At 69.7% G+C, this 18,735-nt stretch carries 16 protein-coding genes; 4 read left to right on the top strand and 12 right to left on the bottom strand.

What is annotated here, in order from left to right; translation table 11 throughout:
- Nucleotides 1–25: 25 nt before the first annotated feature.
- The 6 genes from K340_RS0122605 to K340_RS0122580 all read right to left on the bottom strand — a co-directional run bounded on the left by K340_RS0122605 (nt 26) and on the right by K340_RS0122580 (nt 6,897).
- Entirely contained in the window at nt 26–1,027 is a 1,002-nt protein-coding gene (locus K340_RS0122605; RefSeq protein WP_029138366.1) for a LacI family DNA-binding transcriptional regulator, read from the bottom strand.
- Nucleotides 1,024–2,511 carry an ADP-ribosylglycohydrolase family protein gene (locus K340_RS0122600; protein WP_029138365.1) on the bottom strand — a complete coding sequence of 496 codons (1,488 nt, stop codon included), beginning with the start codon at nt 2,509–2,511 and terminating at the stop codon, nt 1,024–1,026. Before K340_RS0122600 ends, K340_RS0122605 begins: the two co-directional genes overlap by 4 nt.
- Nucleotides 2,508–3,698, bottom strand: a complete 1,191-nt coding sequence (locus K340_RS0122595; protein ID WP_029138364.1) for an ADP-ribosylglycohydrolase family protein — start codon at nt 3,696–3,698, stop codon at nt 2,508–2,510. Before K340_RS0122595 ends, K340_RS0122600 begins: the two co-directional genes overlap by 4 nt.
- Nucleotides 3,699–3,761: 63 nt before the next feature.
- The gene (locus K340_RS0122590; RefSeq protein WP_051267254.1) at nt 3,762–5,063 is read right to left on the bottom strand and encodes an ABC transporter substrate-binding protein; all 1,302 of its coding nucleotides are present in this window, start codon (nt 5,061–5,063) and stop codon (nt 3,762–3,764) included.
- Between the two features lie 74 nt (nt 5,064–5,137).
- The gene (locus K340_RS0122585; protein WP_029138362.1) at nt 5,138–5,971 is read right to left on the bottom strand and encodes a carbohydrate ABC transporter permease; all 834 of its coding nucleotides are present in this window, start codon (nt 5,969–5,971) and stop codon (nt 5,138–5,140) included.
- Entirely contained in the window at nt 5,971–6,897 is a 927-nt protein-coding gene (locus K340_RS0122580; RefSeq protein ID WP_037366167.1) for a carbohydrate ABC transporter permease, read from the bottom strand. The genes K340_RS0122585 and K340_RS0122580 overlap by 1 nt, the downstream gene beginning before the upstream one ends.
- Nucleotides 6,898–7,137: 240 nt before the next feature.
- On the opposite strand from K340_RS0122580, the gene K340_RS0122575 reads away from it, so the two are divergent.
- Nucleotides 7,138–9,045, top strand: a complete 1,908-nt coding sequence (locus K340_RS0122575; RefSeq protein ID WP_029138360.1) for an acetate--CoA ligase — start codon at nt 7,138–7,140, stop codon at nt 9,043–9,045.
- A gap of 181 nt (nt 9,046–9,226) precedes the next feature.
- On the opposite strand, the gene pucD is transcribed toward K340_RS0122575, so the two are convergent.
- From pucD to K340_RS0122560, 3 genes are read right to left on the bottom strand one after another with little or no spacing between them, the layout of a single operon-like run.
- Complete coding sequence (gene pucD / locus K340_RS0122570; protein WP_029138359.1) at nt 9,227–11,521, bottom strand: xanthine dehydrogenase subunit D; 2,295 nt, start codon at nt 11,519–11,521, stop codon at nt 9,227–9,229.
- Nucleotides 11,518–12,054: a (2Fe-2S)-binding protein gene (locus K340_RS32525; RefSeq protein ID WP_051267252.1), complete on the bottom strand. Its 537-nt coding sequence runs from the start codon at nt 12,052–12,054 to the stop codon at nt 11,518–11,520. Before K340_RS32525 ends, pucD begins: the two co-directional genes overlap by 4 nt.
- A 1-nt stretch (nt 12,055) precedes the next feature.
- Nucleotides 12,056–12,931 (bottom strand): FAD binding domain-containing protein, encoded by an 876-nt coding sequence (locus K340_RS0122560; RefSeq protein WP_029138358.1) that lies wholly within the window; start codon nt 12,929–12,931, stop codon nt 12,056–12,058.
- A 100-nt stretch (nt 12,932–13,031) separates the two neighbouring features.
- On the opposite strand from K340_RS0122560, the gene K340_RS0122555 reads away from it, so the two are divergent.
- Both K340_RS0122555 and K340_RS32520 read left to right on the top strand, forming a co-directional pair.
- Complete coding sequence (locus K340_RS0122555; RefSeq protein ID WP_037366164.1) at nt 13,032–13,889, top strand: helix-turn-helix domain-containing protein; 858 nt, start codon at nt 13,032–13,034, stop codon at nt 13,887–13,889.
- A gap of 4 nt (nt 13,890–13,893) precedes the next feature.
- Complete coding sequence (locus K340_RS32520) at nt 13,894–14,364, top strand: VOC family protein (protein WP_084614777.1); 471 nt, start codon at nt 13,894–13,896, stop codon at nt 14,362–14,364.
- Between the two features lie 73 nt (nt 14,365–14,437).
- Here K340_RS32520 and K340_RS32515 read toward each other — a convergent pair whose 3' ends face one another.
- Nucleotides 14,438–14,983, bottom strand: coding sequence for a hypothetical protein (locus K340_RS32515; protein ID WP_051267250.1), 546 nt, complete (start codon nt 14,981–14,983; stop codon nt 14,438–14,440).
- A gap of 644 nt (nt 14,984–15,627) precedes the next feature.
- Between K340_RS32515 and K340_RS32510 the strand changes: the two genes are divergently transcribed.
- Nucleotides 15,628–16,281 (top strand): DoxX family protein, encoded by a 654-nt coding sequence (locus K340_RS32510; RefSeq protein WP_051267248.1) that lies wholly within the window; start codon nt 15,628–15,630, stop codon nt 16,279–16,281.
- A 28-nt stretch (nt 16,282–16,309) separates the two neighbouring features.
- Here the strand turns inward: K340_RS32510 and K340_RS0122535 are convergent, their stop codons facing one another.
- Entirely contained in the window at nt 16,310–17,770 is a 1,461-nt protein-coding gene (locus K340_RS0122535) for a LuxR C-terminal-related transcriptional regulator (RefSeq protein WP_029138356.1), read from the bottom strand.
- Nucleotides 17,677–18,714, bottom strand: a complete 1,038-nt coding sequence (locus K340_RS0122530) for an ATP-binding protein (RefSeq protein WP_029138355.1) — start codon at nt 18,712–18,714, stop codon at nt 17,677–17,679. Before K340_RS0122530 ends, K340_RS0122535 begins: the two co-directional genes overlap by 94 nt.
- Nucleotides 18,715–18,735: the final 21 nt, after the last annotated feature.

The raw sequence follows: 18,735 nt of genomic DNA, 5'->3' as shown, positions 1-18,735 counted from the left end.
GCCGATGGTTCGTTCGCAAGCTCACTCACGATGTCGACTCCCGGATGATGAGTTCCGGTTCGACCTGTTCGGTGCGCGTCGGTGCACCGGGCGCCGCGATCCGGCCGAGCAGCAGCCGCGCGGCCAGCCGGCCGCGCTCCCGTGCCTTCAGCGAGACGCTGGTCAGTGAGGGCGAGAAGATCCGGGCGAACTGGATGTCGTCGATGCCGGCCACTGCCAGACCCGACGGTATCCGCCGGCCGGCGCTCTTGGCCGCCCGCATCACCCCGAGAGCGAGCAGGTCGTTCGCCGCCAGCACGGCATCCGGCCGGCGCCGGCCGGTCAGGCCGGCCAGTTCCAGCCAGGCCTGCTCGCCGGCGGTGACGGTGAACCCCTGCGCCTGCACCACCGGCCCCGCGCAGCCGAACTCGCTGCCCGCCAGGCGGAATGCGTTGAGCCGGGCGGAGCCGGGTGCGGTGTCGGGCGGCCCGCCGACGAAGGCGATCCGGCGGCGTCCGGTGTCGACCAGGTGCTCGTAGGCCTGCCGGACGCCGAGCCCGGAGTCGATCCGGACGGTGTCCAACGGGGCGCCGGCATCCAGCGAGCCGACCACCACCGTGGGCACGGCTGCGTCGACCAAGGCCTGGATCAGCTCCGGTGTGCGACGCAGTGGGCTGATGATCAGGCCGTCGGCGTAGCCACGGGACAACTCATCGATGAGCGCCATCAGATCCGCCGGATTGTGTCCGGTGGAGGCGACCGACAGGCGGCTACCGGATCCGGCCATCCCGTCCTCGACGCCGCTGAGCATCTCGGTGTAGACCGGGTTGCCGACATCGTCGACGGCGAAGGCGATCTGCAACGATCGACCCATCCGCAGGGACCGGCCGGTGGCGTCCGGCACGTATCCCAGCTCGGCCGCAGCGGCCAGCACCCGCTCGGTGCTGGACGGCCGGGCGAGCTTGCCGTTCAGCACCCGGGAGACGGTGGCGATCGAGACGTGCGCCCGCTCGGCGACCTGAACCACCGTGGGGCGGCGGGCGGTCATCGCACCGTCACCACCGGGGATGACGAGACCCGTTCGGCGACGGCCAGCGTTCGCGCCGTCAGCTCCGAGAAGGTCGCTCCGTCGCACCCTGGAATCGAGCTGGACACCCGCCCGCGCAACGGATCCGTCCAGTACGGGTGGATGCCGGCGGCGCCGGTCACCGCTCCCATCACCGCGCCGACGGTGGCCCCGTTCGAGTCGGTGTCCCACCCGCCGGTGACGGTCAGACAGATCGCCTGGTCGAAGCTGCCGCGGCCGGCCGTCAGCGCATAGGCGACCAGGGCCGAGTTGTTCAGCGCGTGCACCCAGTGCAGGCCGGCGAACTCCGCCTCCAACGCGGCGTACGCCTCGGCGGGCGGAATGCCGGCGGCGCCGAGTCGACGGCCGAGGGCGATCGCCGCCGCCATCCGGCTGGCCGGCGGCACGACCGAGGCCCCGACGTCCAACACCCGCTCAACCGCGGCGGCATCGGACCCGTCGACCGCAACCGCCGCAGCAGCCATCGCCCCGACGAACATCGCGCCGTACAGGCCGTTGCGGGTGTGGCTGACGCTGGCGTCCCGCCAGGCCCATTCGGCCGCCCGCAGCGGGTTGCCCGGGTTCACCCAGCCGTAGAGGTCGGTGCGGATCTGGGCCCCGATCCACTCCCGGAACGGGTTGCCGACGGTGGCGGTGCGCGGCGGTTCGATGCCGGACAACAGGTTCCGGTAGGCGATCCGCTCGGCGGTGAAGGCCCGACCGGCCGGCAGGTCCAACAGCCAGCCGGTGGCCACGTCGCCGGCGTCGAAGTCGGCACCGTGGTGTTCCAGGGTCCGCAGCGCCATCAACGTGTAGTTGATGTCGTCATCCTCAGGAGTGCCGTCGATGTTCTCCTCGAGGCTGGTCGGCCTGCTGGCCCGGTTCCACGGCCACCGCTGGGCGACCAGCGGATCCAGCCCGACGGCGGTGAAGTAGCGGCGCAGCGGCCAGCGGCCGGTGGACCGCAAGATCTCCTCGATCCCGGCCCGCGGGACCTTCTCCACCGGCTTGCCCAGTACGCAGCCGACCGCCCGGCCCAGCCACGCGCCCTTGATCCGGTCGGGCTGTATCGTTTGGTTCGGCCGGCCGCGCTCGACTGCGGCCACGAAGGGGACTCCTTCGTCGCCGCCTTCGTGTCCTCGCTTCGCTGTGCCGGGCGAACGGGGCGTAGCGCGGTTGTCCCGGCCGAGCGGTGGCATGGTGGCCAGGATCCCGGGCCAGTCGCTGGGTTCATCGAGCGCGGTCGAATCGGGCAGCCGCGCCAGCTCGTCCAGTAGCCGTCCGGCGAGCGCCCGCTCGGCCGGTCCGGCCGGTTCCGGCGAGACCCCGCCGACCGGTGGATCAACCGAATACCCTGCAGTACTCCAGGTCTGACGAACCGCGGCGACGTCCTTGCCCTCCTGCGTCGACTGCAACAGTTCGTGCCGGAGCAGATCCTCCGGCTGGACCCAGGTCACCCGCTTCACGCCGAGGTCACCTCGGCGGGGCTCGTTCCGGCCGGCTCGGTCGCAGTCGCGGTCAGCGCGGCAAAGGCCTTGGCCCGCCGGGCGAACGCCGCCGCGTCGGCGGCCTGGATCTCGCGGGCCACCGCGGCCATCGTCAGCCCGCCGGCGTGCAGATCCAGCCTCGAGTTGGTGGCCACCGCCTCCGCCCAGTCGGCCGGCACCGCGGCCTCGCCACCGAGCGCGCCGGCGATGGCCCCGCCCATGGTGGCGATCGAGTCCGAGTCGCGGCCGTAGTTGGTGGCCCCGAGAATGCTGCCGCGCACGTCACCGCCGGTCACCGCCAGGAAGCCGAGCGCCACCGGCAGCTCCTCGATGGCCCGCAACCGGCTGGGCCGTCGCGAATCCTGGGCCGGTTCGCGATACAGCTCGCCGACCGAGTCGAACGGCGTGATCGCCTGCCGCAGCACCGGAATGGCGCCCAGCCAGTCGCCGTCGTCAACCCCGTCGGCGGCCGCAAGCACGGCTTCGATCGCATCCCGGGTACCGTCCCGCGCCAGCCCGAGCACGGCGTCGAAGACGCCGTCGAGATCGATGCCGGGCGTCAGCGCGGCGGCGACGGCGGCGGCGAACACCGCCGCCGCCTCCCGCCCGTAGCTGGACTGGTGGGCACCGGCCACGTCGGCCGCCTCGGCGTAGGCACCGGCCGGATCGCCCGCGTTCGCGATCCCGACCGGTGCCATGTACATCGCCGCGCCGCAGTTCACCACGTTGCCGACGCCGGCCTCCCGCGGGTCGACGTGCCCGTAGTGAAGCCTGGTCACCAACCACTTCTCGGCCAGGAACACCCGCAGGATCGGCACCGCCTCCCGCTCCAGCTCGGGGATCCAGGTGAGCTGGTTCATCATCAGCGGCACCAGATCGTCGGCCAGGTCGAACGGCGTCAGATGACGCCGCCGCTTGTCGTAGACCTGGACCAACAGGTTCGTCATCAACGTGTCGTCGGTGACGTGCCCGTCGCCCTTGAAGTACGGCGACATCGGCTTCGCGGTGCGCCAGTCCGTCATGAAGTAGTCGACGATTCCTTCGACCGGACCGTCGTACCGCTCGCGGATCTCCTCGGCGCTGCGGCCTTCCGTCGCCCCGCCGATGGCGTCGCCGACGGCGGCCGCCATCAGGGTGCCGATGGCCTTGTCCTGCAGTGAATTCATGGTGATTCGGTGTCCTTGCGGTGTCGCTGTTGATGTCTGGTCGGCCGGCCGTTCGGGAACGGCTCAGCCGCCGACGGTGGCCCAGCCGTCGCCCAACGCCTTGGCCAACCCGGCTGCGTCCAACTTGCCGGCCAGGAACTGCTGGTACGACGGATTGGCGATCTTCGACTTCCAGTCCGGGAATTTCTCCGCCTTGTTCCACGGCGCGTCGACCAACTGGTCGGCCGAGGCCAGGATCGCCGGCCAGCCGTTCTTGTCGCCCATGTCCTTCTTGACGATCTCGGCGGCCGACTTGGTCACCGGGATCAGCGCGTCGCCCTCGGCGATCTTGGCCAGGTTCTCGGCCTTCATGAAGTAGGCGATGAAGTCGGCGGCCTGCTGCGGGTGCTTGCTCTGCTTGGCGACGCTGAGCGTCTGCGGGTTCGACGCCTGGTGCTGGCTGGTGCCCTTGAGCAGCGGCAGCATCGTCCAGGTGAAGCCGGACGGCGCCTTTCCGTCGATCTGGGTGGCCACATAGTTGCCGGCCATCACCATCGCGTACTTTCCGCCGAAGAAGCCGGGCAGCACATCGCTGCCGGACAGCGAGATCGAATCCTTGCCCATGGATCCGTCCGCCAGCATCGCGGCGATCCGGTTCGGCACCTGCATCTCGTTGTCGCCGACCTTGATCGTCGGATTCTTCTCGTCACCGGAGAAGAAGGTGCCGTCGAACGCCAGCCCGGACGACATGATGCCGGCGGCCGGCGACTTCAGGCCCCAGGCGAAGCCGGTGACGTCGCCGCTGGTCAGCTTCTTGGCGTTGGTCGCCAGGTCGTCCCAGGTCCACGGCGCGTCGGCGGCCGGCACCTCGATGCCGGCGGCCTTCAGCAGATCCGTGTTGGCGAACACGCAGTACACCTGGGCGATCGTCGGCACCCCGGTGATCACGCCGCCGTAGGTCACCGACTTCCAGACCGATTCCGGCACATCGGATTTCAGCTCGGCCGGCAGCAGCGGCCCGAGATCGGCGAGGTAGCCCTGCTGGCTGAAACCGGCGATGTCGGCGGATTCGTCGTGGATGATGTCCGGCGCGGAGTTACCGGCGAACTGGGTCACCAACTTGTCGTGCACCGACTCGGCGTCGACCTTCTGGTACTGCACCTGGATGTCCGGGTTCGCCTTGTTCCAGGAATCGACGATGGCCTGGGTGGCCGCCACCGTCGGGTCCTGGAAGGCATAGCTGGAGAAGGTCAGGTTGATCTTCTCGCCGGCCGCCGGTGAGCCGGCGGCCGATGTGCTGGTGTCACCTCCGCCGCTGTTGCTGACGCAGGCGGTGAGCAGGACGGCACACAGGGCGGTGCCGACGACTGCGATTGAGCGCTTCACGTTTGTTCCTCTCGAGTTCGGGATGACGGGGCTGCGGTGGTGATCGTGCGTTCAGCTGCGGCTGCCGGCCGGGCTCAGCCCTTGACAGAACCGGACATCAGGCCGGCCACCAGCTTTCGTTGGATGATGCCGAAGATCAGCAGGCTCGGCAGGGTGGTGATGAGGGCGGTGGCGGCCAGCGGGCCGAGGTTGACCGAGCCCTCGCTGCCGACGTATCTGGCCAACAGCAACGGCGCCGTCTGTTTCGCCGGATCGGTGATGATCACCAGCGCGAAGAAGAACTCGTTCCAGGCCGAGATGAAGGCGAACATCGAGGTCGCCACGATGCCCGGCATCAATAACGGGAAAACGATCTTGCGCAGGGTGGCGAACCGGGAGGCGCCGTCGGTGGCGGCCGCCTCCTCCAGTTCGCGCGGGATCGCGGTGACGTATCCCTGCAGCATCCACAGGGTGAAGGGCAGCGCCCACACCACGTAGATGAGCACCAGACCGACCAGGGTGTTGAGTAGCCCCAGGTTCCGCAGCACGATGAAAACCGGGATGACGATCAGCACGAACGGGAACACCTGGCTGACCAGGATCCAGCCGATCGACACGGTGCGCACGATGCTGCGCCCCCTGGCCAGGGCGTAGGCGGCCGGCAACGCGATCAAGGTGGTGATGATCGCCGTTGCCACCGCGACCACCAGCGAGTTCTTCAGTGACGACCAGACCTCGGTGTTGTCCAGCGCGGTGCGGAAGCTGTCCAGCGACCAGTGCCGCGGGAACAGCGTCGGGTGCAAGGTGATCAGTTCCTGCTGGGACTTGAACGCGGTGGAGAACAGCCAGAGCAGCGGAAAGCCGAGGAACACCACGTAGCAGGCCAGCGCGACGTACTGGCCGACCCTGGTGAGCGGGCGGGTGCGCATCAGTTCGCCTCCCGCATCTGCCGCCACAGGTACACACCGAGGATGGCCATGATCACCACCACCATCGCGTTGCCCAACGCGGCCGCGTAGCCGAACTCGCCGCTGCCGAAGGCACTCTGGTAGGCGAACAACATCGGCAGCATGGTGCTGCGGCCGGGCCCGCCCTCGGTGAGCACGTAGACCAGGCCGAACGAGTTGAAGTTCCAGACGAAGTCCAGCGAGGTGATCGCGATGATCACCGGTTTGAGGGCCGGCAGGGTGACGGTGCGGAACCGTTGCCAGGCACCGGCTCCGTCCAGCGCGGCCGCCTCGTGCAGGTCCATCGAGGTGTTCTGCAGGCCGGCCAGCAGCGCGATGGTGGTCTGTGGCATGCCGGCCCAGACCCCCACGACGATCACCGCCGGCAGCGCCAGGTTGAAGCTGCCCAGCCAGTTGATGTTGGTGTCGATCAGCCCGATGCCGCGCAGGAAGGCGTTCAGGATGCCGGCGTCCGGCAGGTAGATCAGCTTCCACAGGATCGCCACGATCACCGACGGCATCGCCCACGGGATCAGCGCCAGCGGGCGGATCAGCCACTGGAACCGCAAGCCTGCGTTCAACAGCAGGGCCAGGCCCAGGCTGAGCAGGAACTGCAGGACGGTGACGCTGAAGGCCCAGATCAGCCCGATCTTGAACGAGTCCCAGAAGAACACGTCGTGGAACAGCCGCTGGTAGTTGTCGACCCCGTTGAAGGCGAACGGGACCTGGTACCCGGCGCGCGCATCGGTGAACCCGAGCCAGATGCCGTTCAGCAACGGGTAGACGCTGAACGCGATCACCGGGATCAGGCTGGGCAGCAACAGCCACCACATCGGCCGCTGGTTGCTCGAGGCGCGTTTGGCCTTCGGCCTCGCGGTCGGCGGAGCCGGCGCAGTCGTCACTGCCATCCGTGCTCCCGTTCGCCGTCGAATCGAGTCGGTCCGCCACCGGCGACCGAACTGTAAACGTTTACAGTTTGCCGATCATGCCGCCAGTCCCGGACCGCTGTCAAGACCTTCTCCGGAACTGCCCGGCTCTGCCCCGGAACCGCCCGGCCCCGCCCCGGAACCGCCCGGCCCCGCCCCGGGAACCGCCCGGCTCTGCCCGGGAACCGCCCGGCTCCACACGATCGGTGCGACAATCCCCGGATGAGCAACGGCGCCTACTCCGACGCGTACCGACGCAGCCTGTCCGATCCGGAGGGGTTCTGGCTCGACGCGGCGCTGGACATCGACTGGGTGCGGCCACCGGCGGCGGCGCTGGACGCGAGCAGTCCGCCGTTCTACCGCTGGTTCCCCGATGCCACCCTCAACACCTGCTTCAACGCGCTGGACCGGCACGTTGCCGCCGGCCGCGGCGACCAACCGGCGCTGATCCACGACAGCCCGGTGACCGGGACGGTCACCAGCTACAGCTACCGCGAGCTGCTGGACCTGGTGCGGCGGGCGGCCGGGATGCTCGCCGCCCAGGGCGTCGGCCGCGGCGACCGGGTGGTGATCTACCTACCGATGATTCCGGAGGCAGTCATCACCATGCTGGCCTGTGCCCGGATCGGCGCCGTGCACTCGGTGGTGTTCGGCGGCTTCGCTCCCGCCGAACTCGCCGCCCGGATCGACGATGCACAACCGACCGCGCTGGTGACGACGACCTGCGGCATCGAGCGCGATCGGGTGATCGAGTACAAGCCGATGGTCGACGCGGCGCTCGCGCGCTCCCGGCACCAGCCGTCGTCGGTGATCGTGGTGGCCAGACCGCAGGCGACCGCCATCCTCGGAGACCGCGATATCGACTGGGCCACCGCACTTCCGGCCGAGGGCGAGGGTGTCATCGACTGCGTGCCGGTGGCTGCCACCGACCCGCTCTACATCCTGTACACGTCCGGCACCACCGGACGCCCCAAGGGCATCGTCCGGGACAACGGCGGGCATGCGGTGGCGCTGCGCTGGTCGATGACCAACATCTTCGGCATGCAGCCTGGCGACGTCTGGTTCACCGCCTCCGACGTCGGCTGGGTGGTCGGCCACTCCTACATCGTCTACGCCCCCCTGCTCACCGGCTGCACCACAGTGCTCTACGAGGGCAAACCCATTGGTACGCCGGATGCCTCCGCCTTCTGGCGGGTGGTGGACGAACACCGGGTGGCGGGCATGTTCACCGCGCCGACCGCAATCCGGGCGATCAAACGGGACGACCCGGACGGCGCCCTACTGGCCGGGCGCGACCTGTCCAGCCTGCGGACACTGTTCCTGGCCGGCGAGCGGCTCGACCCGGACACCTGGCAGTGGGCCACCGACCTGCTGGGCGTCCCGGTGATCGACAACTGGTGGCAGACCGAGACCGGCTGGCCGATCGCCGCCAATCCAGTGGGCCTGCAGACCTTCGACATCAAACCCGGATCGGCGACCATGCCCGTCCCCGGCTATGCCGTCCGGGTGCTGGACGAGCGGGGCAACCCGGCGGCGCCGGGCACCGAGGGCGCGGTCTGCATCGAACTTCCGTTGCCGCCTGGCACCCTGCCGACGCTCTGGGGTGACGACGACCGCTACGTCGCGTCCTACCTGTCCGCCTTCCCCGGCTACTACTCCTCCGGTGACGGCGGACATCTGGACGCCGACGGATATCTGTGGATCATGGGCCGCACCGACGATGTGCTCAACGTCGCCGGGCACCGGCTCTCAACGGGCGCGCTGGAGGCCGCCCTGGCCGGGCACCCGTTGGTCGCCGAGTGCGCCGTGATCGGCGTCGCCGACCAGCTCAAGGGGCAGGTGCCGCGCGGCCTGGTGGTCCTCAAGTCCGGGGCTTCCGATCTGGACGAGGCGGCCGTCGAACGGCTGCGCGCGGAACTGGTGCAGCGGGTCCGGGACGAGGTGGGCGCGGTCGCCTCGCTCCGCCGGATCGACATCGTTGCCGGCCTGCCGAAGACCAGATCCGGCAAGATCCTGCGCCGGACCATGCGTCAGATCGCCGACGGCGTCGACGCTCCGGTGCCCGGAACCATCGAGGACACCGCGGTGCTGGACGCCATCTCCCGGATCCTGGTGGACCCCGTGCCCTGACCCCGAGGTAGCGGAAAGTTGGTCAGGTAGCGCAATCCTCACCGCGTGTCGCTGCAACGTTCCGCTACGTCCTCGGGGCACCTCTCGGCAGGTAGCGGAAAGCTGGCTAGGTACCGCGTGTCTCGCGGCGTGTCGCTCCAACTTTGCGCTACCTGCATGGGGGGAGATGCCCGACGTCGACTCAGCCGATGATGTCCTGCGGCCGGACCGGCACCCGGGTCAGATCGTGACCGCAGGCCGCCCGGATCGCCGCCAGCACCGCCGGCCCGGACGAGACGGTCGGCGCCTCTCCGACCCCCCGCAATCCGAAGGGGGCGTGCGGGTCCGGGTTTTCCAGCACCTGGATCGGCATCGGCGGGGTGTCCAGGATGGTCGGGATCAGGTAGTCGGTGAACGACGGGTTGACGATCTTGCCGTCCACCACCTGGATCTCCTCCATCAGCGCCAACCCCATGCCCTGGGTGCTGCCGCCCTGGATCTGCCCGAGCACCGCGTCCGGGTTCATCGCCCGCCCCACGTCCTGCGCGCAGGCCAGCTCGATCACCTTCACCAGACCGAGTTCGACGTCGACGTCCACCACCGCGCGGTGGGCCGAGAAGCTGTACTGCACATGCGCATCGCCCTGCCCGGTCTCCGGATCGATCGGGTAGGTGCGGCGATGCCGCCACTCGTCGGTCCGCTCCACCGCCTGGTCGCCGAGCAGCTCGGCCAGGTCGATCAGTGCCGCGCCGTCGGCGTCGACGACGGCTCCGTCGCGCAACCCCACCGGCGTACCGGGCAGGTCCGGCAGGGCCGCGGTCAGCTCCAGGACCCTCGCCCTGACCAGCGCGCAGACGTGCTGCACCGCACCGCCGGTGACGTAGGTCTGACGGGACGCCGAGGTGGAGCCGGCGGATCCCACCGTCGTATCGGCCGGGTGCACCAGCACCGTGTCCACCCCGAGTTCGGTGCGGCAGATCTGTTGCTGCACGGTGACCAGGCCCTGCCCGACCTCCGCGGCGGCCGTGTGCACCGTGACAATCGGTGTCCCGCCGGCGACCTCCAGGCGCACCCGGGCGGTGGAATGGTCGTCGAAGCCCTCGGAGAACGCGACGTTCTTGTACGCCACCGCATAGCCGACGCCGCGGCGCACCCCCTCGCCGTGCGTGGTGTTGCCGACCCCGCCGGGCAGCTGCCGCAGGTCGACCGGGCCGGCGGTCGGCGGTGCCGGTGGCTGCGGCAGGTCCCGGACCCGGCCGATCAGTTCGGCGACCGGGGCGGCACTGTCCACCAGCTGGCCGGTCGGCACCCTCGAACCTTCCGACATGGCGTTGCGGATCCGCAGCGCCACCGGGTCCATCTGCAGCGCGTCGGCCAGCTTGTCCATCATCGCCTCGTAGGCGAAAGCCGCTTGTACCGCACCGAAACCCCGCATCGCGCCGCACGGCGGGTTGGTCGTGTAGACCCCGTAGCAGTCGACGTGCACGTTCGGGATGTCGTAGGGGCCGAGCCCCATGGTGGCGGCGTTCGCGACCACGGCCCCGGTACTGGAGGCATAGGCACCGCCGTCCAGGCAGATCTCACCGCGGGCGTAGACCAGCGCGCCGGAGGAGTCTGCGCCGTACTCGTACTGCAGCCAGGCGGGGTGGCGGTGGACGTGCCCGAAGAACGATTCCTCCCTGCTGTACACCATTTTGATCGGCTTGCCGGTGTGCAGCGCCAATAGGCAACCATGCACGTGCATCGACAGGTCCTCCCGACCGCCGAACGCGCCACCGACCCCGGCCAGCGTCAGCCGCACCCGGTCGGGCGTCAGCCCGAGCGCGGTGCAGACCTGCTGTTGGTCGACATGCAGCCACTGGGTGGCTACGTGCAGATCGACGCCGCCCTCGCCGTCCGGAATCGCCAGCCCGGATTCCGGGCCGAGAAACGCCTGGTCCTGCATCCCGACCCGGTACTCGCCACGCACCACCACGTCGGCCACCGGCGCCGGGTCACCCTTACGGATCTTCACCCGCCGGACCAGGTTCCCGCCCGGGTGCAGCGGCGCCGCATCCAGCGCGGTCCGCGGATCGCTGACCGGCGAGAGCACCTGATAGTCAACGACAATGCGGCCGGCGGCGCGGCGGGCAATCTCCGGATGATCGGCCGCCACCAGCGCCACCGGCTCACCCTGGTACCGGACCACACTCTCGGCCAGCACCGGCTGGTCGGCGTGCTCAAGGCCCACCAGGTTCCGTCCGGGCACGTCGGCATGGGTCAGCACGGCGTGCACGCCGGGGGTGGCCAGCGCGGCCGAGATATCGATCGAGCCGATCACGGCGTGCGGGTGCGGGCTGCGCAGCGTCACGCCCCAGAGCATGCCGTCCATCCACAGGTCGCTGCCGTAGGCGAACTGTCCGGTCACCTTCAGCACCCCGTCCGGCCGGGCCGGGCTGCTACCGACGCCGCGCGCCGTTCCGGTGCCGACCTGTTCGGTGATCGCCGGGCCGGTCACCGTTGGTCACCCGGCTTCGGCCCGGCAGCGTTTCGCCCATGCCCGCCGGAAGCGTCCGCGGCGAGCCGGCCGGCGGCGAGCCGAACCGCGTCCAGGATCTTCTCGTACCCGGTGCAGCGGCACAGGTTTCCGGCCAACGACTCGCGGACCTGCTCGTCCGTCGGCGCCGGCAGCCGAGCCAGCAGGTCGTGGGTGGCGACCAGCAGACCGGGGGTGCAGAAGCCGCACTGCACCGCGCCGGCGTCCAGGAACGCCTGCTGGATCGGGTGCAGCGCGGCCGGCTCCGTCATCCGATCCGTCAGCCCCTCGACGGTCACCACCTGCCGACCGGCGGCCTGTCCGGCCGCGACCAGGCAGGCACACACGGTGACCCCGTCCAGATAGACGGTGCAGGACCCGCATTCACCTTGCTCGCAGGCATTTTTCGAGCCCGGCAGGCCGAGTCGCTCACGCAGCAGGTACAACAGGCTCTCGCCCTCCCAGACGTCATCGGCCAGCAGCGGTTCGCCGTTGACGGTCAACTCGACACGCATCTCAGCCCACCGATCCGCTGCGATAGTCGGTCCAGGCCCACTGCAGGCAGCGGCGGGCCAGCACGCCGAGCGCGCGCCGACGGTAGTCGGCGGTGCCGCGCACGTCGTCGATCGGCGCGGCGGCAGCCGTCACCCGCCGGGCGAATTCCGTCAGCAGCGATTCTGCGAGCACATCCCTGCTGTGCCACAGGTTCCCGTCCTGCAACGCGGCGTTGACGAAGGTCTCCGCTGCGGCCGCGCGGCGCGGCGTCGGCGCCGCCGAGCCGATGCCGGTGCGCACCTGCGCCGACCCGGGATGCAGTGCCAGGCCGAAGGAACAGACCGCGATCACCATCGCATTGCGGGTACCGACCTTGCTGAACTGCTGTGGCCCGGTCGCCGCACCGATCCACACCGCGGTGATCAGCTCGTCCGGTGCGCCGGCGTGCCGCTTCACGCCGAGGAAGAAGTCGTCGATCGGCACCCGGCGGACGCCTCGGACCGACGTCAGCTCCACCTCGGCCGCGGCGGCCAGCAGCGCCGGGTGTGCATCACCGGCCGGCGACGCCGCACCGAGGTTTCCGCCGATGCTGCCTCGGTTGCGGATCTGCGGCGAACCGACCGTGCGGGAGGCCATCGCCAGCCCCGGCAGGACGCCGGAGAGCTCGGCGATCACCCGGCTGTAGCTGACCGCGGCGCCGAGCCGGATCCGGTCGCCGTCGCGGTCCCATTCGCGAAGTTCGGGAACCCGCCCGAGGTCCAACAGCAGTTCCGGCCGGCGCCGGTCGAAGTTCAACTCCACCATCACGTCGGTGCCGCCCATGATCGGCACCGCGTCGGGATGGGCCGCCTTCGCGGCCACTGCGTCGCCGAGATCGGCGGGAGCGAGAAACTCCATGCTGCACCGTCCCACACTTTCACCGGGCTGAACAGAATTCTGCCGTCGGCGCGGCGGCCGCCCGCGCGGCACCGACGTACCGTTGAGGCGGCGAGAACCGATGACAGCGACCTACGAGTTCGTGCGGAGCGCCGGGCTGCTGCCCGGCGTCTTCAGTACGACCGGGTACGCCGCCGCCGGTGCGATCCAGGGGGTGCACCGTGGGTTGCCCTCCCCGTCGCTGACCTTCATCTTCAGCCTCGACGACCCGATCGTCACCGCCGTCAGCCCGGAGCAGTTACCCACCGGACGGGCCGGCCGGAACCTGATCATCACCGGTGGGCTGCACACCGCACCCGCCTACGTCAGCCAGCCGCCGGCGCAGAGTGGTATCCAGTTGGCCGTGCACCCGCTGGCCGCCCGCGCACTGTTCGGCGTGCCGGCCACCGAGCTCGGGTTCCCGGTGACCGACGGCGAGGACGTGCTCGGCGCAGCCGCCGAACACGTGCGCACCCGACTCGCCGAAACCCCGGACTGGGACGGCAGATTCGCTGTGCTGCAGGCCTATCTGCGACGCCGGGTGGACCGGGCCGGTTGTCGCGCCGCGGTGCGCCCCGAGCTCGGCGAGGCCTGGAACTGGCTGGCGCGGCACCGCGGTAACGGTTCGATCGACGGGCTCGCCCGTCATGTGCTGCTGAGCCCGCGGCAGCTGCGGACGCTGTTCACCCGGGAGATCGGCGTCGGGCCGAAGACGGTGAACCGGCTGCTCCGGTTCCAGCAGGTGATCCGGGCGATCGGCCGTCCGGTGGCGTCCGGCGAGCCGGTCGATCTGGCCCGGATCGCCGCCGACTGTGGCTACTTCGACCAGTCTCACCTGACCCGCGCCTTCCGCCAGTTCACCGGCACCAGCCCGACCGGCTGGCTCGCCGAGGAGCGCCGAAATCTCCAAGCCGGCGGGCATCGCAATGGTCAGGATTGACGTCATGAATCAGCCAGCCAGTGAGCCCGCTACCGAACCCGACCAGCCGACCGAGGACGCCGCGGCGCCGGCGCCGACCGTCTGGGGAACGCTGCAGGCGGACGATGCACCCGCGCTGATCGCCTTCCTGGTCGACACCTTCGGGTTCCGACGAACCGCGGTGTACGCCGATGGCGACACGGTGGCCCACGCCCAGCTGGACTGGCCGGAAGGCGGCGGGATCATGCTGGGCAGCCACGCCCCGGAGCGGGCGTGGTCGCGGCAGCCGGGCACCGCCGGCTTCTATGTGGTGACCGATCGTCCCGACCAGCTGTACGCCCGGGTCCAGGCAGCCGGGGCGACGGTGATCCGACCCCTGGAAGATCAGGACTACGGCAGCCGCGAGTTCGCCGTCGCCGATCCGGAGGGCAACCTGTGGTCGTTCGGCACCTACCGCGGGGAGGCGACAGCGAGCGAGCACCGCAGCCCGGAGTGACGAAGGAGCGCAGGGCGAGGAGCGGAACGAGCGCGGAGCCGACCCATCGGCGGGGAGGCGACAGGCTGACTGATCACATGTCGCAGGAGTCGCAGATTCCGGTCCGGGACAACTCGACATTGCAGGTAGGACACCGCGGGGCCTGCTCCATCGACTTGCGCAACTTGCGTTCCTTGTCGAGCGCCGCCTGCAGGGTCGGCGAGAGCATCGGACGCGCGCTGCTCGGCACGCTGTCGCAGTACCGCTGGTAGCACTCCTGGCGCGACTGCGCGGCAAGTTGGTCGCGGCTGTCGTTGTCGGCGGGTGCCGGCAGGCCCTGGGCGGAGACCACCGCGTCGTAGGCCGCGCCCACCCGTCCGTCGGTTTTGTTCACCACCAGGGAGATGAGCGGTGGATCGCCGGCGTCCTGGCAGCGCGCCGCGACCTCGCCGAGCACCGGGTTGATCCATCTCTGCAATACGGGTCCGGCGGGCACCCCGCTCTGCTGCTGGACCTGGATACCGAGATCCTTGGCGGTGATGACGGCGCCGTAGTCGGCCGCCACCGCCTGCAGTACTGCGTGGGCCGCGTCAGCCCAGATCTCGTTGGCCGACCGTTCGGGGGCGATGCTGCCGGTCATGATTTTCTGCTTTCCCGGAGAGCCGTCGGCGCGATGCGCCTACGGCCCGCCGCCCGTCGCGACCAAGTATGTTCGCGACATTCGGTGGAGCGTGGCCGGGCGGAGGCGGTTCCCAGGCCCGGATGAAGATCAGTGAATCTGCCGGTCGCACAGCGGCCGTTCCCCCAGTCTCCACCCCTGCACGCATCGGGACCTACTCGAGCGGAACGGTGCGGCGCCCGCCGGGCGCCGCCGGCGGCCGCAAATCGTCCCGAAGCGGCCGACCTGGGCAGCGACTGCCGCGAGGATGGTGACAGCGTTCGAACCGCGGCTGACGAGCACCGATGCCCGAACCGGGGGCGTTTCCCGGCCATCGGGCCGAGGGCTTCGCTGCCAGGGCGACAGCTTGCCGGAACGGGACCGATCACGCCTCGACGCAGTGGCCAGCAGGAGCCTCCACCAAGACCCCTGCAAGGCCGCGGGCGACAGGTCCAGAAGGATCGATTGTCTGTCTTCGCCAGGCGCCACCGGGGGTTGATCCGCCGATCCGGGGCGGCTGAAAGATAGGCAATCCTGCCGATATCCATCGCCGAGCGTGGCTCGTACGTTCAAGGTCTGGGACCGATGGGCGACATCGGTGAGGTCGCAACACGAATGGAGCTCAGGTGAAGGGCGATGGTGACGCGATCACCGTGCACGGCATGACAGGCGGGTCGACGGAGTTTCGGTTGGCGCATTTTCTCTACCGGTCCGAGAGATCGGCGATGATCTGGCTGGTGGTCCGATTGTGGGTGGGGTGGCAGTGGTTGCAGGCCGGCTGGGAGAAGGCGACCGGAATCGGAACGGCCAATTGGTTCACTCATCCGGATCAATTGCGGGGATTCATCGGCGGTGCCAACTATGCCTGGGAACACCAGGAGGTGACGCACGGCCATCCGCAGGTTCCGTACAAGTGGGTACTGGATGGGTTCAACGGAATGTCCTCGCACGCGCTGTTCTTCGGTCGGGTGGTGACGATCGCCGAGTTGGCGGTGGGGACCGGCCTGATCCTCGGGTGTTTGACCGGTATCGCGGCGGCGGGCGGAGTCGCGCTGAATTTCCTCTACATCGCCGGCGGCTCGGCCGGCACCAACGGGATCCTGATGGTGTTGGGAATTCTGCTGATTCTGGCGTGGCGGGTCGCGGGGCACTACGGACTCGATCGGTTCCTGTTGACCGCGGACGGCCGGTCGAAGGCCCGCGGAATGTTGACCCGCCGCAGGCCGGCAGCCCCGGCTGACCTTCAACACCGGGTCAAGGACGCCGAACCGATCCGGTGACGGGGACAGCGATCGGCCTGGTTACTACCTACCGCAGGCCGCGCTCGACGGCATAGCGGGTGGCGGCGGATCGGGTGTGCAGCTGAAGTTTTCGGTAGATGGCGCGCAGATGGGCGTGCACCGTGCGCCGGCTGACGGTCAGATTGTCGGCGATCTGCGCGTCGGTGAGGCCTCTGGCCACCAGGGCCAGCACCTGAATCTCGCGCTTGGTCAGGGCGGCGTCGGCGGCGCTTCCCTCGGTCGCCTGGGGCGGCGGTGCGCGCAGGACATCGTTGCGGGCGATCCGGGATCCGCGGGACCAGGCGATGCCGAATCGCTGCGCCCCCAATCGCTGCCGCAACGACGCCAACAGCTGTTCGTACGGGGCGCGCAGTAGTCCGGGTGACTTCAAGCCCCCGTCCTTCGCCTGCGCGGTCGCGGCGGCCAGCAACAGCACGGCCTCGTCGGGCCGCTCCGATTCGTACACGGTGGCCAGCGCGAGTACGCAACCGGCAAGAAACGATCGATCACCGGTCTCCGCGACGATCGCGATCGCCGTCGCCAGCTGGGATTCGGCAACGCGGACGTCGCCGCTGCGCTGAGCGAGTAGTCCAAATCCATAGTGAGCTCGGCCGATCAGCCGCGAACTTCGCAACCGCACCGCCATGTCCAGTCCGGACTGCAGCTCTTCCAGCGCTTCGTCGAGTCTGCTCTGGTACGTGTGGACCAGCCCGAGAGTGGTGAGTGCGGTGGCCAGCTGAACCGGATCGGGACGGGCACGCAGCACCTGCACCGCCGCCTCGGCCCGCTCGGCGGACGCCGGCAGATCGCCGTCCCAGAGCCTGCCATCGGCCGAGAACTCCAGCGTTCGCGCCAGTCGGGCCGTGTCGCCGGCCTGCCGCCGAATGCCAATGCTCTCGGCGAATGCCCGCTCCCCGTCGTCGGGACGGCCCCGGGCGCCGGCGACGAGACCCAGGGCATCGCCCAGGTCCGCGACCGCGATCTGGTCGCCGAGCACCTGCGCGATCGGTAAGCCGATCCCCGCCAGCCGTTCCGCCTCGTCCAGTTCCAACCGCAATGCCAACAGCACCGCCGCGACGCCGTAGGCCCTGGCCCGCCGGCGAGATTGCCGTTGTCCGAGTTCCAGACACTGCCGGAGCCAATCGCAGCCCTCCACCAAATCGCCACGGGCCCACCAGAACTGCTCGAGCCCGTTGGCCATCCGCAACGCCGACTGCTCGCAGCCGTTGCCCAGCAGGTACCGCAGAGCGACGCGAATGTTCGGCAGCTGTCGATCGATCGCATCGAGCCACTCGACCGATCGCGGTGCGCCCGGCTGCGATCCGGCCTGCTCGACCACGCTCAGATAGAACTGCGCATGTGCGCGGCTGGTCGGAGCCTGTTCGAGCGCCGCAATCAACTGCTCTTCGGCATATTCACGCCGCACCTCGCTGAGCGCGAACGCCGGCGGGCTACTGGCCTGCCGTTGCAGCAAGTCCTTCTCGACCACGCCGCCAGGGTGTGGAACGCCGGTCCGATGGTGACCCCCGCGGCGGCCGCCGCCGCGGGAATGCTGAAGCCTCCGGTGAACACCGCGACCCGGCGGAACATCGACTGCTCGGCCGGCGCGAGCAGCTGATAGCTGCGATCGATGCTGGACCGCAGCGACCGCTGATGATCCGGCCCGTCTCGGGCTCCTCCGGTCAGGACGGCGAGCCAATGACCCGCTTGCGCCAGCAGCGCCGGTGGTTCCAGGAACTGGACCAACGCTGCGGCCAGCTCGATCGCCAAGGGCAGCCCGTCCAACCGTCGGCAGATCTCCGCGACTGCTGGGGCGTTGTCCGGCTGCAGGATGAACTCCGGCCGATGGGCTTGCGCCCGTTCCACGTACAACTGGACCGCCGTGTACTCGGACAGCTCGGCGATGGACAGCGTCGCACCCACCGGCGGGAAACTCAGCCCCGGAAGGTGAATGACGCGTTCGGCGGTCATGTGCAGCGGCCACCGGTTCGTCACCAGGATGCTGAGCCCCGGGCAATGGTCCAGCAGAGCAGACACGCTCGGCGCGGCCGCGCCGACCAGGTCGAAACCGTCGAGCACCAACAGCTGGCGCCCGGTGAGTTGACCGGCGGCGCGGCTCAGCACGGTTCCATCGCCGCGCGCCCGGTCGTTGTCGGTGACCGCATCGGCGATGGCCGGAAGTAGCCGGCCGACATCGTCAACGCCGCCCAGGTCCACGAAGTGGATCCCGTCGGGAAACCGATCGCTCAGCGGGCGGATAGCCGCCAGGGCGACCCGAGTCTTGCCGACGCCACCGACCCCGGCAAGAGTCAGCAGGGAACCCGATTCCGCGCGCAGCGTCCGTTGGACCTGATCGACCATCGCCCGGCGGCCGAGCAGCGAAGTGCGTTCCAGCCGGTGCATCGACAAGGACTGCCCAGCGGAGGAGGCCACTTGTTGAGTATCCACCGCCTG

The sequence above is a fragment of the Nakamurella lactea DSM 19367 genome (genome assembly GCF_000426645.1).
GTDB classification, from domain to species: domain Bacteria; phylum Actinomycetota; class Actinomycetes; order Mycobacteriales; family Nakamurellaceae; genus Nakamurella; species Nakamurella lactea.
This window is presented reverse-complemented; position numbering and strand designations above follow the sequence as displayed.